22 protein-coding genes and 1 other RNA gene are annotated in these 20,561 nt (G+C 69.0%); 11 read left to right on the forward strand and 12 right to left on the reverse strand.

What is annotated here, in order from left to right:
• Window positions 1-6: 6 nt before the first annotated feature.
• Window positions 7-1,563 (reverse strand): alpha/beta hydrolase, encoded by a 1,557-nt coding sequence (locus A5781_RS03120; protein WP_067200976.1) that lies wholly within the window; start codon window positions 1,561-1,563, stop codon window positions 7-9.
• A 56-nt stretch (window positions 1,564-1,619) separates the two neighbouring features.
• Window positions 1,620-3,014, reverse strand: coding sequence for a wax ester/triacylglycerol synthase family O-acyltransferase (locus A5781_RS03125; RefSeq protein ID WP_067200980.1), 1,395 nt, complete (start codon window positions 3,012-3,014; stop codon window positions 1,620-1,622).
• Between the two features lie 131 nt (window positions 3,015-3,145).
• Between A5781_RS03125 and panB the strand changes: the two genes are divergently transcribed.
• The 3 genes from panB to A5781_RS03140 all read left to right on the forward strand — a co-directional run bounded on the left by panB (window position 3,146) and on the right by A5781_RS03140 (window position 6,996).
• Window positions 3,146-3,991, forward strand: a complete 846-nt coding sequence (panB, locus tag A5781_RS03130) for a 3-methyl-2-oxobutanoate hydroxymethyltransferase (protein ID WP_067201074.1) — start codon at window positions 3,146-3,148, stop codon at window positions 3,989-3,991.
• Window positions 3,992-4,145: 154 nt separating this feature from the next.
• Window positions 4,146-5,333: a 1,4-beta-xylanase gene (locus A5781_RS03135; RefSeq protein WP_082939200.1), complete on the forward strand. Its 1,188-nt coding sequence runs from the start codon at window positions 4,146-4,148 to the stop codon at window positions 5,331-5,333.
• Window positions 5,334-5,463: 130 nt separating this feature from the next.
• Window positions 5,464-6,996: a CYTH and CHAD domain-containing protein gene (locus tag A5781_RS03140; RefSeq protein ID WP_067200983.1), complete on the forward strand. Its 1,533-nt coding sequence runs from the start codon at window positions 5,464-5,466 to the stop codon at window positions 6,994-6,996.
• Between the two features lie 6 nt (window positions 6,997-7,002).
• Here A5781_RS03140 and rnpB read toward each other — a convergent pair.
• An RNA gene (gene rnpB, locus A5781_RS03145) (RNase P RNA component class A) lies at window positions 7,003-7,403 on the reverse strand.
• Between the two features lie 108 nt (window positions 7,404-7,511).
• On the opposite strand from rnpB, the gene A5781_RS03150 reads away from it, so the two are divergent.
• The 4 genes from A5781_RS03150 (at window position 7,512) to A5781_RS03165 (ending at window position 11,258) form a co-directional block, all read left to right on the forward strand.
• Entirely contained in the window at window positions 7,512-8,222 is a 711-nt protein-coding gene (locus A5781_RS03150; RefSeq protein WP_067200985.1) for a 2OG-Fe(II) oxygenase, read from the forward strand.
• Window positions 8,223-8,341: 119 nt separating this feature from the next.
• Complete coding sequence (locus A5781_RS03155) at window positions 8,342-9,511, forward strand: cytochrome P450 (RefSeq protein WP_067200988.1); 1,170 nt, start codon at window positions 8,342-8,344, stop codon at window positions 9,509-9,511.
• On the forward strand, window positions 9,508-9,702 hold the full coding sequence (locus A5781_RS03160; protein ID WP_067200989.1) for a ferredoxin: 195 nt from the start codon (window positions 9,508-9,510) through the stop codon (window positions 9,700-9,702). The genes A5781_RS03155 and A5781_RS03160 overlap by 4 nt, the downstream gene beginning before the upstream one ends.
• Before the next feature lie 44 nt (window positions 9,703-9,746).
• Entirely contained in the window at window positions 9,747-11,258 is a 1,512-nt protein-coding gene (locus A5781_RS03165; RefSeq protein ID WP_067201079.1) for a molybdopterin-dependent oxidoreductase, read from the forward strand.
• A 4-nt stretch (window positions 11,259-11,262) separates the two neighbouring features.
• Here the strand turns inward: A5781_RS03165 and A5781_RS03170 are convergent, their stop codons facing one another.
• From A5781_RS03170 to cobC, 6 genes are read right to left on the reverse strand one after another with little or no spacing between them, the layout of a single operon-like run.
• Window positions 11,263-11,463, reverse strand: coding sequence for a hypothetical protein (locus A5781_RS03170; RefSeq protein ID WP_067200991.1), 201 nt, complete (start codon window positions 11,461-11,463; stop codon window positions 11,263-11,265).
• A 21-nt stretch (window positions 11,464-11,484) separates the two neighbouring features.
• The gene (locus A5781_RS03175; RefSeq protein WP_067200993.1) at window positions 11,485-12,066 is read right to left on the reverse strand and encodes a TetR-like C-terminal domain-containing protein; all 582 of its coding nucleotides are present in this window, start codon (window positions 12,064-12,066) and stop codon (window positions 11,485-11,487) included.
• Between the two features lie 16 nt (window positions 12,067-12,082).
• Window positions 12,083-13,204 carry a bifunctional RNase H/acid phosphatase gene (locus A5781_RS03180; protein ID WP_067200995.1) on the reverse strand — a complete coding sequence of 374 codons (1,122 nt, stop codon included), beginning with the start codon at window positions 13,202-13,204 and terminating at the stop codon, window positions 12,083-12,085.
• Window positions 13,201-13,938: a zinc ribbon domain-containing protein gene (locus tag A5781_RS03185; RefSeq protein WP_067201000.1), complete on the reverse strand. Its 738-nt coding sequence runs from the start codon at window positions 13,936-13,938 to the stop codon at window positions 13,201-13,203. Before A5781_RS03185 ends, A5781_RS03180 begins: the two co-directional genes overlap by 4 nt.
• Complete coding sequence (locus A5781_RS03190) at window positions 13,938-15,071, reverse strand: Nif3-like dinuclear metal center hexameric protein (RefSeq protein WP_067201002.1); 1,134 nt, start codon at window positions 15,069-15,071, stop codon at window positions 13,938-13,940. The genes A5781_RS03185 and A5781_RS03190 overlap by 1 nt, the downstream gene beginning before the upstream one ends.
• Complete coding sequence (gene cobC / locus A5781_RS03195; RefSeq protein ID WP_067201005.1) at window positions 15,068-16,096, reverse strand: Rv2231c family pyridoxal phosphate-dependent protein CobC; 1,029 nt, start codon at window positions 16,094-16,096, stop codon at window positions 15,068-15,070. Before cobC ends, A5781_RS03190 begins: the two co-directional genes overlap by 4 nt.
• Window positions 16,097-16,177: 81 nt before the next feature.
• Between cobC and A5781_RS03200 the strand changes: the two genes are divergently transcribed.
• Genes A5781_RS03200 through A5781_RS03210 form a run of 3 tightly spaced genes read left to right on the forward strand, consistent with a single transcriptional unit; the run spans window position 16,178 to window position 18,190 of the window.
• Window positions 16,178-16,861 carry an HAD-IA family hydrolase gene (locus A5781_RS03200; RefSeq protein WP_197503671.1) on the forward strand — a complete coding sequence of 228 codons (684 nt, stop codon included), beginning with the start codon at window positions 16,178-16,180 and terminating at the stop codon, window positions 16,859-16,861.
• On the forward strand, window positions 16,854-17,345 hold the full coding sequence (locus A5781_RS03205; RefSeq protein WP_067201008.1) for a low molecular weight protein-tyrosine-phosphatase: 492 nt from the start codon (window positions 16,854-16,856) through the stop codon (window positions 17,343-17,345). Before A5781_RS03200 ends, A5781_RS03205 begins: the two co-directional genes overlap by 8 nt.
• Window positions 17,346-17,356: 11 nt before the next feature.
• Window positions 17,357-18,190 (forward strand): SURF1 family protein, encoded by an 834-nt coding sequence (locus tag A5781_RS03210; RefSeq protein WP_067201082.1) that lies wholly within the window; start codon window positions 17,357-17,359, stop codon window positions 18,188-18,190.
• On the opposite strand, the gene A5781_RS03215 is transcribed toward A5781_RS03210, so the two are convergent.
• Together A5781_RS03215 and A5781_RS25430 are read right to left on the reverse strand one after the other, a co-directional pair.
• Window positions 18,172-19,116 carry a cobalamin biosynthesis protein gene (locus A5781_RS03215; protein WP_067201012.1) on the reverse strand — a complete coding sequence of 315 codons (945 nt, stop codon included), beginning with the start codon at window positions 19,114-19,116 and terminating at the stop codon, window positions 18,172-18,174. The genes A5781_RS03210 and A5781_RS03215 overlap by 19 nt on opposite strands.
• 48 nt (window positions 19,117-19,164) lie before the next feature.
• Entirely contained in the window at window positions 19,165-19,317 is a 153-nt protein-coding gene (locus tag A5781_RS25430) for a hypothetical protein (RefSeq protein WP_156624335.1), read from the reverse strand.
• A gap of 83 nt (window positions 19,318-19,400) precedes the next feature.
• On the opposite strand from A5781_RS25430, the gene A5781_RS03220 reads away from it, so the two are divergent.
• Complete coding sequence (locus A5781_RS03220; protein WP_067201083.1) at window positions 19,401-20,225, forward strand: oxygenase MpaB family protein; 825 nt, start codon at window positions 19,401-19,403, stop codon at window positions 20,223-20,225.
• Here A5781_RS03220 and A5781_RS03225 read toward each other — a convergent pair.
• The coding region (locus tag A5781_RS03225; protein ID WP_369817671.1) for an alpha/beta fold hydrolase at window positions 20,222-20,561 on the reverse strand (340 nt) is incomplete at its 5' end. The genes A5781_RS03220 and A5781_RS03225 overlap by 4 nt on opposite strands.

The following is a 20,561-nucleotide window of genomic DNA, read 5'->3' on the forward strand; positions in this document are numbered from 1 at the left end:
CGCGCACTAGCACTTCGCACCGCTCGGGGGCGTGGCACCGCCGACCAGATACGCCGTGACGTAGTTGTCGATGCACCCGTCGCCCTGGAACACCACCGTGTGCTGGGTTCCGTCGTAGGTGAGCAGCGAACTGCGCAGCTGGTTGGCCAGATCGACCCCGGCCTTGTAGGGCGTCGCCGGGTCGTGGGTGGTCGACACCACCACGGTCGGCGCCAGGCCGGGCGCGGAGATGGTGTGCGGCTTGCTCGTTGGCGGCACCGGCCAGAACGCGCAGGTACCCAAAGGGGCGTCCCCGGTGAACGTGCCATAACTCATGAACGGCGCGATCTCCCGCGAGCGGCGGTCCTCGTCAATCACCTTGGCGCGGTCGGTGATTGGCGGCTGGTCGACGCAGTTGATCGCCACCCGCGCGTCGGTGGCGTTGGTGTAGTGGCCGTGCGCGTCACGGCGCATGTACATGTCGGCTAGGGCGAGCAGGGTGTCGCCGCGGTGGTTGACCAGTTCGCCGAGTCCGTCGGTCAGGTGGTGCCACAACGTCGGCGAGTACAGCGCCATGATCGTGCCGACGATGGCGTCGCTATAGCTCAGTCCGCGTGGGTCGTTCGTGGGAGCGGGCCTGCCGACCATCGGGTTGTTGGGGTCGACGAGCGGGTCGACCAGGCTGTGGTAGACGTCGACGGCCTTGGCCGGATCGGTGCCCAGCGGGCAGCTCGACTGCTTCGCGCAATCGGTGGCGAAGTCGTTGAACGCGTCCTGAAAACCCTTGGCCTGACGCAGGTCCGCCTCGATGGGGTCGGCGTTGGGGTCGACGGCGCCGTCGAGGATCATCGCCCGCACCTTGTCGGGGTAGGCCTCGGCGTAGGCGGAGCCGATCCGGGTGCCGTAGGAGTAGCCGAGGTAGGTCAGCTTGTCGTCGCCCAGCGCCGCCCGGATCGCGTCCAGGTCCCTGGCGACGTTGACCGTGCCGATGTTGGCCAGAAAGTTCTTGCCCATCTTGTCGACGCAGCGGCCGACGAATTCCTTGGTCTCGTCCTCGATGTGGGCCACGCCGGCCGGGCTGTAGTCGACGTTCGGCTCCGTGCGCAGCCGGTCGTTGTCGGCGTCCGAGTTGCACCAGACGGACGGCCGCGACGACCCCACCCCACGGGGGTCGAAGCCGACCAGGTCGAACCGTTCGCGGACCCGCTTCGGCAGCGATTGGACGACACCCAGGGCGGCCTCCATACCGGACTCGCCGGGGCCGCCGGGGTTGATCACCAACGAACCGATCTTGTCCCCGGTGGCGGGGAAGCGAATCATCGCCAGCGTCGCCACGTCACCGTCGAGGTGGTCGTAGTCGACCGGCACCGCCAGCTTGCCGCACATTGCTCCGGCGGGAAGCTTGACCTTCGGGTTCGCCGTCCGACACGGTGTCCACTCCACCGCCTGTCCGAGCTTGGGTTCCGCCAGCAGGGCGCGGCCGCCGACGACGCGCACGCAGCCCGCGAGAAGAAGCGCCACGGCAGCGACCGTTGTCCAAACCAGCAGCGTGCGCGCGACCTTGTCGCGGCGAGACAGACCCATGCCAACATATGCTGCCAGAGGAAACCTGAGATCCTCATGAGCGGCACCACGGCCGGCTATCGGGTGGCCGCGAGCAACTCCTCCATCGCCTCCGCGAACTCGTCGGCCATCTCCCACAAGTCCGGCAACAGATCGGGGCACGAGAGCAGCCCGACGTCCAACTTGCCCCGCAGCGACATCGCGGTGATGTTGAGTCCTGACCCGTGGAAGATCGGCCCCAGAGGATACATCGCCTTGACCTCGCAGCCCAGCATGTACAGCGGCACCTGCGGGCCCGGCACGTTGGACACCACCAGGTTGTGCACCGGCATGCTGTCGGTGAACCGCGTCCTGGCATAGAGCCGCATCGCGATACCGAAAACCGCCGGCGCGGCGAACTGCGTCCAATCTTGTAACAGCGACGCGCCGATGGCGGAACTGTGTTCCTTGGCAACCGAATTCGCGTCGGCGATGACCTTCAGGCGCTTCACCGGATCCGCGATTTCGGTATGCAGGCTGGAGAACATGGCCGACACCTGGTTGCGGCCGGGCCGGTCGGATTTTCCGTGCACGGAAACCGGCACCGACGCCACCAACGGCGAGTCCGGCAAAGCGTTGCGGTCGGTCAGGTATTGGCGCAGCACAGCGGACACCAACGCCATCACCACGTCGTTGACTTTGACGCCGTCGAATCGATTTTTAACCGTTTTGATGTCGTCGAGATTCAATTCGGCGTAGGCGATGTTTCGGCGGTCGGTGATCCGGGCGTTGAATGCGGTGGCCGGCGCGGCGAACGGCCGTGCCATCGCTTGGCCCTCGCGCGCCCGACGCAGCGTGGCGACCACCGAGGAGACGGTGTCGGGCACCACATTGGCCAGCTGCAGCGGCCGGGCGGCGAATCGGACGAGCCCGCCCGCGGCGATCTGCCACCCACTGGCGCCGCCCACCCCGCGGGCCGGGTCCGGGGGCGGGCCGTCCGGTTCAGTGCCGCAAAGCTGTGACATCAGGTTGGCGCCGGTCACGCCGTCGACGCCGGCGTGATGCACCTTGGTCATCACCGCCAGCCTCCCGTCACGATGGCAATCGGTGCCCGCCACGCCCTCGACGACCCACATCTCCCACAGCGGCCGGCGCCGGTCCAACGGCGACTCCGCGATATGCCCGCAGATCTCGGCGAGCTCGGCGCGGCCACCCGGCGCGGGCAGCGCGATCCGGTGCAGATGACGGTCGAGCTCGAAGTTCTCGTCGTCCACCCAGACCGGATGATCGAGATTCAGCAGGTTGTCGGCCAGCTTCTCGCGGAACTCCGGGATCGCTTTGATGCGCAGTGCCAACGCGTCGCGCAGCCGGTCGAAGGTGTAGCCGCCGGGCATCGTCGAGGTGTCCAACTCCATGATCGAGCACACGTGCATGGGCTGCGACGCGGTCTCCAGGTACAGGAAGCTGGCGTCGAGTCCGCTGAGCCGCTGCATCCGAGCATGGTATGTCTCACATCACAGGAGCGGTGCAACCGCGCAGAAGAAATGGCAGAATGGCACCGTCAGACGAACCCGGGGACCTTATCCGGCCACGAGGATCGAACCGACCACCTATAGGGACAATGATGTCTGAGCAAAACGTTTACGGTGCAGGCACGTCCGAGCACGCGCAGCCGCTCACCAAAATTCGCACGCACCACCTGCAGAAGATGAAGGCCGAAGGGCACAAGTGGGCCATGCTCACGGCCTACGACTACTCGACCGCCCGCATTTTCGACGAGGCGGGCATTCCGGTCCTGCTGGTCGGCGACTCGGCCGCCAACGTCGTGTACGGCTACGACACCACGGTGCCCGTCTCGATCGACGAGATGATCCCGCTGGTGCGCGGCGTCGTGCGGGGCGCCCGTCACGCCCTGGTCATCGCGGACCTGCCGTTCGGCAGCTACGAGGCGGGGCCGGCCGCGGCCCTGGCGTCGGCCACCCGATTCATGAAGGAGGGCGGCGCACACGCCGTCAAGCTCGAGGGTGGCGAGCGCGTCGCCGAGCAGATCGCCTGCCTGACCGCGGCGGGCATCCCCGTGATGGCGCACATCGGGTTCACGCCGCAGAGCGTGAACAGCCTGGGCGGCTTCCGTGTCCAGGGCCGCGGCGACGCCGCGGAACAGACCGTCGCCGACGCGATCGCCGTCGCCGAAGCCGGGGCCTTCTCCGTCGTCATGGAGATGGTGCCGGCCGACCTGGCCACGCAGATCACCGGCAAGCTGACCATCCCGACCATCGGCATCGGAGCCGGCCCGAACTGCGACGGGCAGGTCCTGGTGTGGCAGGACATGGCCGGCGTCAGCAGCGGCAAGGCCGCCCGCTTCGTCAAGCGGTTCGGCGACATCGGCGGGGAATTGCGCCGGGCCGCAATGCAATATGCGCAAGAAGTGGCCGAGGGCGTCTTCCCGGCCGACGAGCACTGCTTCTGACGGAAGCCACCCGAGGTTTCCGCCCACCGCAACCCCCCGATCCTGTCAATTTCCGAAAATCCTTGTGTGGCAGGCGGGTACGATTGCTCTTGGATAAATTCTCTACTCCGAGAGCAAGGGTGAACACATCGACCGGGGAATTTGCGGTGACTTCGTGCACCGTCGAACGGTGCTCAAGCTTCCACTGCTACTGGCAGGAGGCGTTGCACTGAGCCGAGCACCTCGCGCGGCCGCGGAACCCGCGCCTGGCACCTCGCCGCAGGCAGGCCGCTGGTCGCCCGAGCGCGCCAACCGGTGGTATCAGGCGCAGCCCTGGCCGGTTGGGGTGAACTACATCACCTCGAACGCCATCAACCAGCTGGAGATGTTTCAGGCCGATACGTTCGATCCCGGGCGAATCGACACCGAACTGGGGTGGGCCCGCGGCAGCGGGTTCAACGCGGTGCGCGTCTTCCTGCACGATCTGCTGTGGGAGCAGGGCCCTCGGGGGTTCCAAGTCCGCCTCGCCCAGTTCGTCGACATCGCGGCGCGCCACGACATCAAGCCGCTGTTCGTCTTGTTCGACTCCTGTTGGGATCCGCACCCCCAATCCGGTCCGCAGCGCGCGCCGACGCCCGGCGTGCACAACTCGGGCTGGGTGCAGAGCCCGGGTGCGCAACGCCTCGGTGAACAGTCCTACATCCCGACCCTGCGCGACTACGTCACCGGGGTGCTGGCTCAGTTCCGCACCGACGACCGCGTTTTGGGCTGGGACCTGTGGAACGAACCCGACAATCCGTCGAAGTACTACCGCTCGGTCGAGCGGGCCGACAAGTTGGCCCTGGTCGCCGACCTGCTGCCGCAGGTGTTCGGGTGGGCCCGTTCGGTCGATCCATCCCAACCGCTGACGAGCGCCGTCTGGGACGGCGAGTGGGCGAACCCCGGCCGCCGCAGCGCGATCAGCGGCATTCAGCTGGACAACTCCGACGTGATCACCTTCCACTCCTATGACCCGCCCGCGAAGTTCGAGAGCCGGATCGCCGAGCTCACACCCCTGGGTCGACCGATCCTGTGCACCGAATACATGGCCCGGCCATTGGGCAGCACGGTCCAGGGTGTGCTGCCCATCGCGAAGCGCTACAACGTCGGCGCGTTCAACTGGGGCCTGGTCGCCGGAAAAACGCAGACCTTCTTCCCCTGGGACTCATGGGAACATCCCAACCCCGCTATGCCGGCTGAATGGTTCCACGACCTGCTCGCGCCCGACGGGCGGCCGTTCCGCGATCCCGAGATTCAGACGATCCGCGAGGTGGGCGGCCTGGCGATGCATCTCCGCGAAGGTCCCCCGCCGCCACCGCCGTAGCGCCGAGGCGGGCAACAACCCGCGGGCCATCGCCGCCATCCGCGTCACCGCGGTATGGCAGGCTATGAGAGCCCATCACCACCGTCCACGACGTTCAAGGCCGCGGCGACGCGCCGCAACGGAGTCGAACATGCCTGCAAAAGCGCCGCAAGCCTCGCGACATCGAGAGGTGGAGCGCAAGTTCGACGTTGGCGAATCCACCGTGTCACCTTCGTTCGAAGGCATCGCCGCCGTGGCGCACGTCGACAAGTCGCCGACTCAGACTTTGGACGCGACGTACTTCGACACCCCGGCACAGGACCTCGCCCGCAACAAGATCACCCTGCGCCGCCGTACGGGTGGCTCCGACGCGGGGTGGCATCTCAAGCTGCCGACCGGTCCCGAGGCCCGCACCGAGGTCCGGGTGCCGCTGGACGCGTCCGGCACCGACACCGTGCCGGAGGAGTTGGTGGACGTCGTGCTGGCGATCGTCCGCGACCGGCCCCTCGTACCGGTCGCGCGGATCACCACGCAACGCGAAAGCCAGGTGTTGTACACCGCCGACGGCGCGCCGCTGGCGGAGTTCAGCAATGACCACGTCACCGCGTGGTCGGCCCGTACGTCCGAGGACGCCGACCTGGAGCCCACCCAGCAGGAGTGGCGCGAATGGGAGCTCGAGCTTGCCGAGAAGAACGGCGCCCCGGACACCGAGCTGTTGAACCGCTTGGGTAATCGGCTGCTCGACGCCGGCGCCGCACCCGCCGGTCATGCCTCCAAGTTGGCGCGCGTGCTCGGCACCACGCCACAGCCCGACAGCGCACAGCCCGCCGAGCACCCCTTGCAGCGCGCGGTGGCCGAGCAGATTCGCGAACTGTTGGTGTGGGATCGCGCCGTGCGGGCCGATGCCTTCGATTCCATTCACCAGATGCGGGTCACCACCCGCAAGCTGCGCAGCCTGCTGCGCGACTACCAGGAATCGTTCGGATTACCCGACGACGGCTGGGTTCTCGACGAGCTGCGCGAGCTGGCCGCCATCCTCGGCATCGCGCGCGACGCCGAGGTCCTCGCGGAACGTTACGAGCGTCAATTGGACGGGCTGACACCGGATCTGGTGCGCGGGCCGGTGCACGAGCGGCTGGTCGGGGGCGCCCAGCGGCGTTACCAGACGGGGCTGCGCCGGTCGCTGATGGCCATGCGTTCGCAGCGCTATTTCCGGCTGCTCGACGCCCTCGACGCGATCGCGGCGCAGCCCCCCGGCAGCGCCCCGGACGGAGAGCACGCGCCGGTCACCATCGACGCCGCCTACAAGAAGGTCCGCAAGGCCGCCAAGGCCGCCGCCCAGGTTTACCGGGACCACCCGGACGACCAGCACCAGCGCGACGAGGCAGTGCACCGGATCCGCAAGCGGGCCAAGCGACTTCGCTACACCGCGGCGGCCACCGGCGAGGACAAGGTTTCCGAGCAGTCGAAGTCCGTCCAGTCGCTGCTCGGTGACCACCAGGACAGCGTGGTCAGCCGCGAACACCTGCGTCACGAATCCGAAGCCGCGCACACCGCCGGCGAGGACACCTTCACCTACGGCCTGCTGTACCAGCAGGAGGCCGACTTGGCCGAGCGGTGCGAACAGCAGCTCGACGACGCGCTGCGCAAACTCTCCAAGGCGGTGCGCAAGGCCCGGCACTGAGCAGGGCGGACGAGTTGGCCTGTAAGCCGGATTCTGTTCTGCGCACCTCCGGCAGCCGGAGACGCACAGTGGCGACCATCCATCTGGACACACCGTCGCCGGGTGCCTCGAGCGGCCTACCCGCAGGCTCGGGCGAGCAACCCTCGGACGCCTGCGCGGCCGCACCCTTCGGTGCGGCCTTCTTGGCCTTGCTTCGGGTGGGGTTTGCCTAGCCACCCCGGTCACCCGGGATGCTGGTGCGCTCTTACCGCACCGTTTCACCCTTACCACCGCGAGGGTGGCGGTCTGTTTTCTGTGGCACTGTCCCGCGAGTCACCTCGGATTGCCGTTAGCAATCACCCTGCTCTGCGAAGTCCGGACTTTCCTCGAACCGCCTTGCGACGGTCCGCGGCCGCCCGGCCAACTCGTCCGCGACGATCCACGGTACTACCTGCGCGATGCCGGGGCCAGCAACTATCGGAAGATCGGCGCGGCTCTATCGTGGACCTCGCAGGCAGGCACACGGAAGGACGCGAATGTCCCGGTGGACGAAGCGCGTCGACTCCGGCGACTGGCACGCCATCGCCACCGCGGTCGACGAGTACGGCGGGGCGCTGCTCCCGCGGCTGGTCACCGCCGGCGAGGCGGCCCGGCTCCGCAAGCTCTACGGCGACGACGCCCTGTTCCGCTCGACCATCGACATGGCGCCCAAGCGGTACGGCGCCGGGCAGTACCGCTACTTCCACGCGCCCTATCCCGACCCGATCGAGGAGCTCAAACAGGCGCTGTACCCCCGCCTCTTGCCGATCGCCCGCGACTGGTGGGCAAAGCTGGGCCGCGATGCGCCCTGGCCGGACAGCCTCGACGATTGGCTGGCCACGTGCCACGCGGCCGGCCAGACCCGGTCCACCGCGCTGATGCTCAAGTACGGCCCGGGCGACTGGAACGCGTTACACCGAGACCTTTACGGCGACTTGGTTTTTCCGCTACAGGTGGTGATCAACCTGAGCGAACCCGACACCGACTACACCGGCGGCGAATTCCTGCTCGTAGAACAGCGTCCGCGCACGCAGTCCCGCGGCACCGCAACGCAATTGCCCCAGGGCCATGGATTCGTGTTCACCACGCGGGAGCGGCCGGTGCCGTCGAGCCGCGGCTGGTCCGCGGCACCGGTGCGGCACGGGGTGTCGGTGGTGCGCTCCGGTGAGCGTTACGCGATGGGGCTGATCTTTCACGACGCAGCCTGAGGGTTGCCGGGCCCTCCGCAACACCGTCGGGTTCTGCACAGTCGACCCCCGCACACCCATTGTGCGACCGCTTAGCATTGACCATTGCCCAGCGGAGATGTTGGTGCCAGTCTGACCAGATGACAGATACCGAAGGGTTCGTCGACCAGACCGTGACGGGTCTCGCGGAGCCGCAGCCGATGTACAAGGCGCTGCGCGAAACGAGCCCGGTGTTCCGGTCGCCGCAGGCGGTGGTTCTCAGCCGGCTGGCCGACATCGAGATGGCGCTCAAACACACCGAGCTGTTCTCGTCGAACATGGACGCCGTCGACCTGGGCAACGTGCGGCCGCTGATCCCCCTGCAAATCGACCCGCCCGAACACGCGAAGTACCGCCGCATCCTCGACCCGCTGTTCACCCCGCGGGAGATGGCCCGGCGCGAGCCCCGCGTCACCGAACTGGTGAACGAGATGATCGACCGCTTCGCCGATCGGGGCGAATGCGACTTCCACGCCGAGTTCGCGGTGCCCCTGCCGTGCACCGTCTTCCTGCAGGTGCTCGGGTTGCCGCTGGAGGACCTCGACAAGTTCCTGGAATGGAAGGACGGCGTGATCCGCCCGGAGGGGGATTCCGGATTCGACCGCCGCCACGACAGCTCCGCAGCAGTGGCGCAACAGATCTACGACTACTTCGACCGTGCCATCGACGACCACATCGCCAGCCCCCGCGACGACGTGCTGTCGGCGATGATCGCCGCCGACATCGCCGGGCAGCCGCTGTCGCGCGAAGAACTCCTGGACATCTGCTTCCTGTTCCTGATCGCCGGCCTGGACACGGTCACCGACTCGCTCGACTGCTTTTTCGTGTACCTCGCGCGCCACCCCGACCACCGTCGTCAGCTGGCCGAGCAGCCCGACGTGTTGCCCGGCGCCATCGAGGAGTTGCTGCGCTGGGAGACACCGGTGCCCGGCGTCGCCCGAGTCGCCATCCAAGACGTCGAGGTGGGCGGGTGTCCCATCAGCAAGGGCGAACGGGTCAGCCCGCTACTGGGCGCCGCCAACACCGACCCCGCCGAGTTCACCGACCCGGAGCTGGTGGACTTCACCCGCAACCCGAACCGGCACCGCGCATTCGGCGGCGGCCCGCACCGCTGCCTCGGCTCCCACCTCGCCCGCATGGAGCTGCGGGTGGCGTTACGCGAATTCCACCGGCGCATACCGGATTACGAGATCAAGCCCGGCACCCAGCTGACCTACACCGCCGCGCTGCGTTCGGTGGAGTCGCTGCCGCTGGTGTTTCCGGCGCCATGACCCGGATACTCGTCGACGCCGACCGTTGCACCGGGCACGGGCGCTGCTACACCCTGGCGCCCGACGTCTTCGACGCCGACGAGGTCGGCCACTCAGTCGTGCTCGTCAACGAGGTGTCCGGCGAGCTCGAGGCGCAGGCCGTCACCGCGGAGCAAAACTGCCCCGAAGGCGCCATCTCCCTAACCCGTTGAAGCAGAACGTGACTCCGGTGGCCGGCGCGCCGTCAAACGAGCGGATGATCGCCGGGGTCGCCGCCGCGGCCGTCGCGCTCGGGGTAGCCCAGCTGGTGGGCATCCCGTTCGGTGCGCGGGCCGACGCGCGGGCCGCGATCGGCGCGGCCGTCGTCGACCTGACACCGGGCCCGGTCAAAGAGTGGGCGATTCAGACCCTGGGCTCGCTGGACAAACTCTTCCTAGCCGTGGCCGTGCTGGTGGCGATCGCCGCAATCGCCGCCATTGCCGGCACGTTCGAGACCCGGCGCCGTCCAATCGGTAGCGCCGTGATCGCCGCGGCGGGCGCACTCGGATGCGTCGCGGTGCTGTCGCGGCAGGGCGCGACGGTGCTTGACACGATCCCGACCATCGCGGGCGCGGCCTGCGGCGTCGCGGCCCTGCGCCTGCTCACCCGTCGTTTTCGGCCGGTCCCCGAAGACACCGGCGACCACGACGAGCCGGATACCGGCAGGCGCAGGTTGGTCGTGCTCGGCGTGCTCGGATTCGGAGTCGTGAGCGGCGTGGCGGGCGCGGTCATCACGCGGTTGGTGCATTCGGTGGCCGCGGACCGCACCAGCTTCACGCTGCCCAGACCGCGCACCTCGGCGCCCCCGATACCCACCGATGTGCAGCCGAAAGGCGTTGCGCTGCCTAGCTTCGTCACCCCCAGCGCCGACTTCTACCGGGTGGACACCGCGCTCACCGTTCCCCAACTCAGCCACTCCGACTGGCGGCTGCGCATTCACGGCATGGTGCACCGGGAAGCCACCTACACCTTCGCCGACCTCGCCGGCTTTGACGTGATCGAAAAGGTGACGACGCTTACCTGCGTGTCCAATCCCGTTGGCGGCAAACTCATTTCGACCGGGGTCTGGATGGGCTATCGAATGGCCGATCTGTTGGCCGCGGCCGGTGTGCGTCCGGAGGCCGACATGGTGCTGTCGACGTCGATCGACGGGTTCACCGCCGGCACGCCGGTGGATGCGCTCACCGATGGCCGCGACGCGCTGCTGGCGGTCGCCCTCAACGGTGAGCCCCTGCCGATCGAGCACGGCTATCCGGCCCGGCTGATCGTGCCCGGGCTCTATGGGTACGTGTCGGCCACCAAGTGGGTCGTCGACATGGAGCTGACCCGCTTCGACAAGGCGGAGGCCTACTGGACGCGGCAGGGCTGGGCACCGCGCGCACCCGTCAAGACCGAGTCGCGGATCGACGTGCCGAAAAGCGGTCAGCGGGTGCCGGTGGGTCCCGTGGTTTTCGGCGGTGTCGCGTGGGCGCAGAATCGCGGCGTGCGGCTCGTGGAAGTCCGCATCGACGACGGCGCGTGGCAGGCCGCCGAACAGGGCGCGAGCTACTCCAACGAGACGTGGCGGCTGTGGAGCTTTCCCTGGCAGGCGACGAGCCCTGGGCAGCACACCATCACGGTGCGCGCCACCGACAACACCGGAGCCACTCAGACTGCGGATCGGGCCGCGACGGTCCCCGACGGCGCCACCGGCTGGCACACGGTGGACTTCACCGTGACGGGGACGTGAAGGACTATTTTGACGAGAGTTTCCGCCAGCTGACTACTGCGATCACGATGCCGATCACGGCCGTGATCGGACCGATGACCGACCACGTCGTGGTGTTGCTCATCGGGCTACCACCAAGCACCCCGAATCCCTGAAGTGCCCAGATCAAACCGAACAAGGCGACGATCAAACCGAAGGCTAATGTCGCGACGAATGTCCTTCTCATAGGCGGATGGTACGACCAGGCTCACCGGCGGGCCAGCGCGTGCCATGCCATGTCGACGATGGCGGCGCAATAGTCGTCGTCGACGGGGACGTCGGAGTACAGGGCCCGAATGTTGAGCGGCGCCAGCAGGATCTGAACCGCCGCCAGGGTGTTGACGCCGCCGCGCAATTCGCCCCGCTCCCTGGCCCGGTCCACGACCGCGCGCATCGCAGCGAAATGCGCCCGCCAGAACCTCACGCGGGTGAGTTCGTCGTGCCCCCCACGGCGGTCCATCACCAGCGCGCGCAACAGTGTGCAGCCGACTTCAGTGTTGATCCGATTGGTCACATTGCGGGCCAAGGCCTCTAAGTCTCCCCGCAATGAGCCGGTGTCGGTTCCCGAACTCACCTTCTCGACATCGGAAAGAACCGCATCGACGATGAGTTGGCGCCGATCTGCCCAGTACCGGTACACCATCGCGGGGTCCAAGTGATGCCGCTCGGCCAACGCCTCGATGCTGAACCGCTCGACGCCCCATCGGGTCAACTCGTCGAGCACGGCCGGCATCACCAGCGCCCGAACGTCCGCAGGAATCGAATCTCCTGATGGTTGAGACGGCCGCATGAGTTCTCCTTGACGCCTACAGGTAGCCCGTCTGGTTCACCAAACGCACAGAAGACGCCCCGTCAGAATAGAACTCCGCAATGCTCAGAGACGCGAGGTCGAGGTGCAACCGGTACAGGATTCCCGGCCCCGCCTCCAGCGCGAGCCGCAGCAGCATCTTGATCGGCGTCACGTGGGACACCACCAGCACCGTCGTGCCCTGGTGCGCGGCGATGATGCGCTCGCGGGCCTTCAGGACCCGGTCGAGCACGTCGTCGAAGCTTTCACCGCCCGGCGGGGTCGTGCCGGTGTCCCGCAGCCAGCGCCCGTGCAGCTCCGAGTCACGCTCGGCGGCTTCGGCGAACGTCAACCCCTCCCAGGCGCCGAAGTCGGTCTCGATCAAGTCGTCGTCGACGGTCACGTCCAGGCCGAGCGCCTTGGCGGCCCTGGCCGCGGTGTCGTAGGCCCGCTGCAGCGGTGAGGCGAACACGGCCGAGATTCCCCCGCGCTGCGCCAGATAACGCGCCGCGGCATCGGCCTGCCGGCGCCCCACTTCGGTCAGGGCCGGGTTGCCGCGGCCCGAATAGCGGCGCTGCGCCGACAGCTCGGTCTGGCCGTGTCGCAGCAACAGCAGCCTGGTCGGCGTCCCGCGCGCGCCGGTCCATCCGGGTGCCTGCGGGGATGGCGAGGACTGCGCCGCTGCGGTTTTCGCGGGCTCGGCCGCGGCCTGCCCGGGATCCTCCCCGGGGTCGCTGGCGGCGGCCGCGTCCATCGCCTCGTTGGCCAGCCGATCGGCGTACGAGTTGCGGTCCCGCGGAATCCACGTGTAGCCGATCCGATCGAACCGCGCCGCCAGCTTTCGGGCCTGGCCGTGCAGCTCGACCAGGTCGGGATGCTTGACCTTCCACCGCCCCGACATCTGCTCCACCAGCAGCTTGGAATCCAGGAAAACCGCGGCCTCGGTCGCACCAACCCGCAGGGCGTCGTCCAAACCGGCCAGCAGGCCACGATATTCGGCCACGTTGTTCGTGGCCCTGCCGATCGCCTGCTTGCTCTCCGCGAGCACCGTGGAGCGGTCCTCCGTCCACACCACGGCGCCGTATCCGGCCGGGCCGGGATTGCCGCGCGACCCCCCGTCGGCCTCGATCACCACCTTCACTGGTCGAACCCCTTGACCCGCAACAGGATCGCGCCACACTCTGGGCACCGCACCACGTCGTCTTCGGCGGCGGCGGAGATCCGCGACATTTCGCCGCGGTCGATCTCGAGGCGGCAGGCACCGCACCGGCGCCCGAGCAACGGCCCGGCGCCCGGGCCTCCCCCGACGCGCTGGCGTTCGTACAACGCGGACAGGGCGGGGTCCAGCGTCGCGCTCAGCGTTTCGCGCCGCGACGAATGAGCCTGCCGGGTCTCGCTGATTTCGGCGAGCGCGGCGTCGAGAGCCCGCTGGGCTTCGGCCAATTCGGCCTCCAGCGCTTCGACCTTGCCCTGTCCGTCATCCAGCTGGGACTGCAGCTCCTCGCGGCGCTCCATCACATCGAGCAGCGAATCTTCCAGGCTGGCCTGGCGGCGCGTCAGGGTCTCCAGCTCGTGCTGTAGATCCGACAGTTGCTTCGCGTCGGTGGCACCGGACTGTAGCAACGACCTGTCGCGGTCCTCGCGCTGCCGGACCGCCTCGATTTCGGACTCGAACCGCGACACCTGAACGTCGATGTCCTCCAACGCGATCCGAATGGCTCCCAACCGGTCACCGGCGGCGCTGAGTTCCTCCTGCAGCCGCTCGCAGGCCTGTTGCTCCGCCAGATGGCTGGCCCGGTGCGTGATGCGGGACAGCTCGGCATCCAGCTTCGACAGCTCGAGCAGCGAACGCTGCTGAGCGACTTCGGCCTTCATCAGTGGTCACCCTCCATTTGCCCCATATTCCATGGGTCGGTGCGAATCGTGCATACCCGCACCGGCAGCGCGGCGCCGAAACGGGACCGCAGCAGGTCGGCGGCCTGGTCGCACCAGGGGAATTCACTCGCCCAGTGCGCCACGTCGATCAGCGCCACGCCGGAGGCCCGGCGATGCTCGTCGGCCGGATGGTGCCGCAGGTCGGAAGTCAGGTAAGCCTGCACGCCCGCGCCGGCCGCCGCCGCGAGCAGCGAGTCCCCGGCGCCGCCGCAAACGGCGACCCGGGATACCGGCAGGTCGGGATCGCCGGCCGCGCGCACGCCCCACGCCGTGCGCGGCAGGGCGGCTTCGACGCGGGCCACGAAGTCGCGCAGCGGTTCGGGCCGGGGCAGGGCGCCGATGCGGCCCAACCCGGCGTCACCGGGTGGGGGCAGCAACGCGAAGACGTCGAACGCGGGCTCCTCGTAGGGGTGGGCGGCGCGCATGGCCGCCAGCACGGCGGCCCGGATCCGAGCGGGCGCGACGACCTCGAACCGGTCCTCGGCCACCTTCTCGACGGCTCCGACGCTGCCCACCGCGGGCGACGCCCCTTCGTGCGGCAGGAACTGCCCGATGCCGCTGACGCTCCAGCTGCAGTGCGAGTAGTCGCCGATGTGCCCGGCGCCCGCCTCGAACACGGCCGCCTGCACCGCTTCCGCGTTGTCGCGCGGCACATAGATGACCCACTTGTCCAGGTCGGGCGCGGCCGTTCGCGGCTCCAGGGCGGCTTCGACAGTGAGGCCGAGGGCCTGGGCCAGCGCATCGGACACGCCCGGTGAGGCCGAGTCGGCGTTGGTGTGCGCGGTGAACAGCGAACGCCCCGTTCGGATCAGGCGGTGTACCAGCGCGCCTTTGGGGGTGCTGGCCGCCACGGTGTCAACCCCGCGCAGCAGTAAGGGGTGGTGGGCCAGCAGCAGGTCACCCTCGGGAACTTCGTCGACGACCGCGGCCGTCGCGTCGACCGCGACGGTCACCGACTCGATCGCATCGTCGGGGTCGCCGCACACCAGGCCCACCGAGTCCCACGATTCGGCGAGCCGCGGCGGGTAGGCCTCGTCCAGCACGTCGACGACGTCGGCCAGCCGCACGCTCACCGGCGCACCTCCGCGATGGCCTGGACCAGCAGCGGCCACTCCCGGCGCACCGTGGCCCGCAGGTAGCGCTCGTCCAAGCCGACGAACGTATCACAGCGACGGATGGCAATCCCCCTGTCCTGCAGAGTTTTTCGAATCTCAACGGCGTCCGCCCTGCGGAACAGCACGAACGGGGCCCGGCCGTCGACCACCTCGGCGCCGACCGACGTCAGGCCGGCCACCATCTCGGCGCGCAACTCCGCCAGGCGCATGGCGCCGGCCGCAGCCTCGGCGACGGCCTGACGGCCGCAACACGCCGCGATCGCCGCCAGTTGCAGCGTCCCCACCGGCCAGTGGGCACGCTGAGAGGTCAATCGGGTCAGCAGTTCCGGGGAGCCCAGGGCGTAGCCCACCCGCAATCCCGCCAGCGCCCACGTCTTGGTCAGGCTGCGCAGCACCAGCACGTCGGGTAGCGAGTCAGCGGCCAGCGACTCCGGTTCGCCCGGGATCGAATCGGCGAACGCCTCGTCGACCACCAGGATCCGGCCGGGCCGCCGCAACGCGAGGAGCTGCTCGCGGGTGTGCAGCACCGAGGTGGGATTGGTGGGGTTGCCCACCACGACCAGTTCGGCGTCGTCGGGAACGGTCACCGCGTCCAGGCCGAAGGGCGGCTCGAGCACCACGTGGTGCACGGGCACCCCGGCCGCGCTGAGGGCGTCCGCCGGCTCGGTGAACGAGGGCGCGACGATCGCCGCCCGCGCCGGACGCAGGTTGCTCAGCAACGCGAACCCCTCCGCGGCCCCGGCCAGCGGCAGCACCTCGTCGCGTCGTCGGCCGTGCCGCTCCGCGACCGCGTCCTGCGCCGAGCGCACGTCCTGGGCGCTCGGGTAGCGCCCAAGATCGGGCAGCCGCACGGCCAGCCGCCGCACCAGCCACTCGGGCGGTTGCGCGTGACGGACGTTGACGGCGAAATCCAGCATCCCGGGTGCGACGGCCTGATCACCGTGATAGCGCGTCGCAGGCGGGCTCAGGTTCAGACTCGCCATCCGAGAAACACTAGTGGGCTGCTTGGGCGCGTGGCAGCGACACCGTCACACCCGGACGCGACCATCGAGGACAATGGTGAGGTGACAGGCACAACGTCCACCGATCGCCCTTCGCCCGGCCGCACCACCGAGCTGGTGATCTTCGACCTCGACGGCACCCTCACCGACTCCGCGGAGGGGATCGTGGCCAGCTTCCTGCATGCGCTCGAGCACGTCGGCGTCGCGGTGCCCGACGGTGACCTGGTGGCGCAGATCGTGGGCCCGCCGATGGACGACACCTTCCGGTCCATGCTGGGCGAGGACGCCAAGCAGGCGATCACCGCCTTCCGCGCCGAATACGGCAGCCGGGGCTGGGCGATGAACACGCTGTTCGACGGCATCGAGCCGCTGCTGGCCGATCTGAGCGCCGCCGGCGTCCGGCTCGCCGTGGCCACCTCGAAGCTGGAACCGACGGCCCGGCGCATCCTCGCCCATTTCGGGCTCGACCGGCATTTCGAGGTGATCGCCGGGGCCAGCCCCGACGGCTCCCGCAAGACCAAGGTCGACGTGCTGGCGCACGCATTGGAGCAGTTGCAGCCGCTGCCCGAGCGGGTGCTCATGGTCGGCGACCGCAGCCACGACGTGCACGGCGCGGCCGCGCACGGCATCGACACGGTGGTGGTGGGCTGGGGCTACGGGCGGGACGATTTCGCCGACGGGTTCAGCGTCACCGGCGTGACGCACGCCGCGACCATCGACGAGCTGCGGGCGGCGCTCGGTGTCTGAGCCGCTGCACGTCACCTTCGTCTGCACGGGGAACATCTGCCGGTCGGTAATGGCCGAGAAGATGTTCGCCGACCAGCTGCGCCGCCGCGGCCTGGCCGACGCCGTTCGGGTGACCAGCGCGGGCACCGGCAACTGGCACGTCGGCCAATGCGCCGACGACCGGGCGACCGAAGTGCTGCGCGTCCACGGCTACTCCACCGACCACCGCGCCGCTCAGGTCGACGTCGACCATCTGGCGGCCGACCTGGTGGTGGCGCTGGGCCGCAACCATCTTCGGATGCTGCGCGAGCTGGGTGTCGACGACGAACGGGTGCGAATGTTGCGGTCCTTCGACCCCCGTTCGAGCGCCCACGCCCCCGACGTCGAGGATCCCTACTACGGCGACGCGCAGGACTTCGAGGATGTCTTCGCCGTCATCGAGGCCGCGCTGCCCGGCCTGCACGCCTGGGTGGACGACCGACTCGACGGGAACGGATCGCCCTGATGCCCCGGGTGATGCGTCGGCTGACGTTCCTGCTGCGACCCGGCTGGATCGCGCTGGCGCTGGTGGTCATCGCCTTCACTTACCTGTGTTTCACGGTGCTGGCGCCCTGGCAGCTGGGCAAGCACAACCGGACGTCGCGGGAGAACCGTCAGATCGAGTATTCCCTCAATACCGACCTCGTTCCTCTTAAAACGCTGCTGCCGCAACAGGGTTCGTCGGCCCCGAACGCGCAATGGCGCCGCGTGACGGCCACCGGGCACTACCTGCCCGACGTCCAGGTGCTCGCCCGGTTGCGGGTGATCGAGGGCAAGCCGGCGTTCGAGGTGCTGGCACCGTTCGTCGTCGACGCCGGACCCACCGTGCTCGTGGACCGGGGCTACGTGCGGCCCGAACAGGGATCCCATGTCCCGCCGATCCCCCGCCCGCCCCAGGACACGGTCACCATCACCGCGCGGCTGCGCGACTCCGAGGCAATCGCGCCGGGCAAAGACCCCTTCACCCAAGACGGTGTGCAGCAGGTGTACTCGATCAGCACCGCACAGGTCTCGTCGCTGACCAAGGTCCCGCTGGCGGGCTCGTATCTTCAGTTGACCGAGGACCAGCCCGGCGGGCTCGGCGTGATCGGCGTGCCCCACCTGGACGCCGGGCCCTTCCTGTCCTACGGCATCCAGTGGATTTCCTTCGGCATCGTCGCGCCACTCGGGTTGGGCTACTTCGTATATTCCGAGATCCGCGCGCGCCGCCGGGAAAAGCAACAGCATCCCGCGGCCGAGGCGGCGCCGGCTCCGGAGGCCCCGAAGACCGTGGAGGCGAAACTCGCCGACCGCTACGGCCGCCGCAGGTAACACAGCAGCACCGCCAGCAGCGCGGCACCCGCTTGCACCGTCCGCGACAGCGCCACCGCACGGCGCAGGTCGGCCACCGTCGGCTCGCGGCCGTCGCCCAGGGTCGGCCGGATCTGCAACTCGTGGCGGTACTGGGTGGGGCCGCCGAGTCGCACCCCCAGCGTCCCGGCGAAGGCCGCCTCGACGACACCTGCGTTGGGGCTGGGGTGACGGGCGGCATCACGGCGCCAGGCCCGTACCGCACCCGAGGGCGACCCGCTGACGAAAGGCGCGAACATCACCACCAACGCCGCCGTCGCCCGCGCGCCCACGTAGTTGGCCGCATCATCCAATCTCGCTGCGGCCCAACCGAATCGGGCGTAGCGGGCCGATCGGTAACCGATCATCGAGTCCAGCGTGTTGACGGCGCGGTACGCCAGCACCGCGGGCGTACCGCCCATCGCCGCGCACAGCAGCGGCGCCACCTGGGCGTCGGACGTGTTTTCCGCGACCGATTCCAGCGACGCACGCGTCAGGCCGGCGCCGTCCAGCCAGGCCGGGTCGCGCCCGCACAGCGACGGCAGCAGCCGGCGCGCGGCCTCGATGTCCCCCCGCTCCAGCAGTTCCGACATCGCCAAGCCGGTGCGCGCCAACGATGTTCCGCCCACCGATACCCAGGTGGCCGCCGCGGTGGCGGCGATCGACCACGGCGGGCCACCGCGATCGGCGGTCCGTTGCAGCGCGGCGCCGAACACGCTGACGGCCCCGACCAGCACGCCGACGTGCACCACCCCCGCCATTCTGCTGTCGCGGTAGGTCACCTTCTCCAACTCGGCGGCGGCCCGCCCGAAGGCCGCGACCGGATGCCCCCGCACCGGGTCGCCCAGCGCGACGTCGGCCAGGTAGCCGGCCAGCACGCCGGCTAGCCGGGTCCGCGTCGCCCACACCCTGGCAGCGTCTCACACGGGGCGCGCCGGTTAGACGATCAGCGCGGCCTACGCCATCGCGAAGATGGCCGCGACGATCACCGCGGCGATCAGCACGACGATCACCCACCACATCAGCAGGGATGACTCGAACGCGCTCGTCGACAGGGCCGCCCGGTGGCGCGGCGGCCCGGAAGCCGGGACGCCGAATGGGGTACTCATCTGCCCAGGCGTGCCCGTTTTCGGCCGGTTCTAACGTCTCGGCCGCGGTACGTGGTTCACTCGACGACATGGCGTCGTCCGCGATGAAGCGGCCCGCGACCCGGGTCGCCGACCTGCTGAACCCGGCGGCACTGTTGCTCCCGGCCGCGAACGTGATCATGCAGTTGTCCCTGCCCGGCGTCGGGTACGGCGTGCTGGAAAGCCCGGTGGACAGCGGCAACGTCTACAAGCATCCGTTCAAGCGGGCCCGCACCACCGGCACCTACCTCGCGGTCGCCACCATCGGGACCGGGTCCGACCGCGCGTTGATCCGCGGTGCGGTGGACGTCGCGCACCGGCAGGTCCGCTCCACGTCGTCAAGCCCGGTGTCCTACAACGCTTTCGACCCCAAGCTGCAGCTGTGGGTGGCCTCGTGCCTGTACCGCTATTTCGTCGACCAGCACGAGTTCCTCCACGGCCCGCTCGACCTGAATGATCCGGACACCGCCGACGCGGTCTACCTCGACGCCAAGCGGCTGGCCACCACGCTGCAGGTGCCCGATCGCATGTGGCCGCCGGACCGGGCGGCGTTCGACGAGTACTGGAAGCGCACCCTCGACGAGCTGCGCATCGACCCGCCGGTGAGGGAGCATCTGCGCGGCGTGGCGTCGCTGGCGTTCCTGCCGTGGCCGTTGCGCGTCCTGGCCGGCCCGTTCAACCTGTTTGCGACGACGGGGTTTCTGGCTCCGGAGTTTCGCGCGCTGATGCGGCTGGACTGGTCGCAACGCCAGCAGCGCCGGTTCGAGTGGCTGCTGTCCGCGCTGCGACTGGCAGACCTCTTCCTGCCGCACGGGGCCTGGCTCCTCGGGTACCAGATCTACTTGTGGGACATGCGATTTCGTGCCCGACGAGGTTGGCGGATCGTCTAGGAGCGCACCGCCGCAAAAAACGCGCGGACGTCCTCGACGAACAGCTCCGGTTGTTCGAACGCGGCGAAGTGCCCGCCGCGGTCCATTGTCGTCCAGTGCGTGATGTTGTAGACCGGCTCGCACCAGCTTCTGGGCGCCTTCAGCAGCTCGCCCGGGAAGGCCGCGACGCCCGTGGGCATTTCGACGCGATCCATCTGCCCCCACACCCGGAAGCTCTCCCAGTACAAGCGGGCCGCCGATGCGCCGGTATCGGTCACCCAATAGACCATCACGTTGTCCAGCAGCTCATCGCGGGTGAACACATTCTCCGGATGACCGTCGCAATCGGCCCACGCC

The organism is Mycobacterium sp. 852002-30065_SCH5024008, assembly GCF_001665645.1.
In the GTDB taxonomy this organism is placed as follows: Bacteria; Actinomycetota; Actinomycetes; order Mycobacteriales; family Mycobacteriaceae; genus Mycobacterium; species Mycobacterium paraffinicum.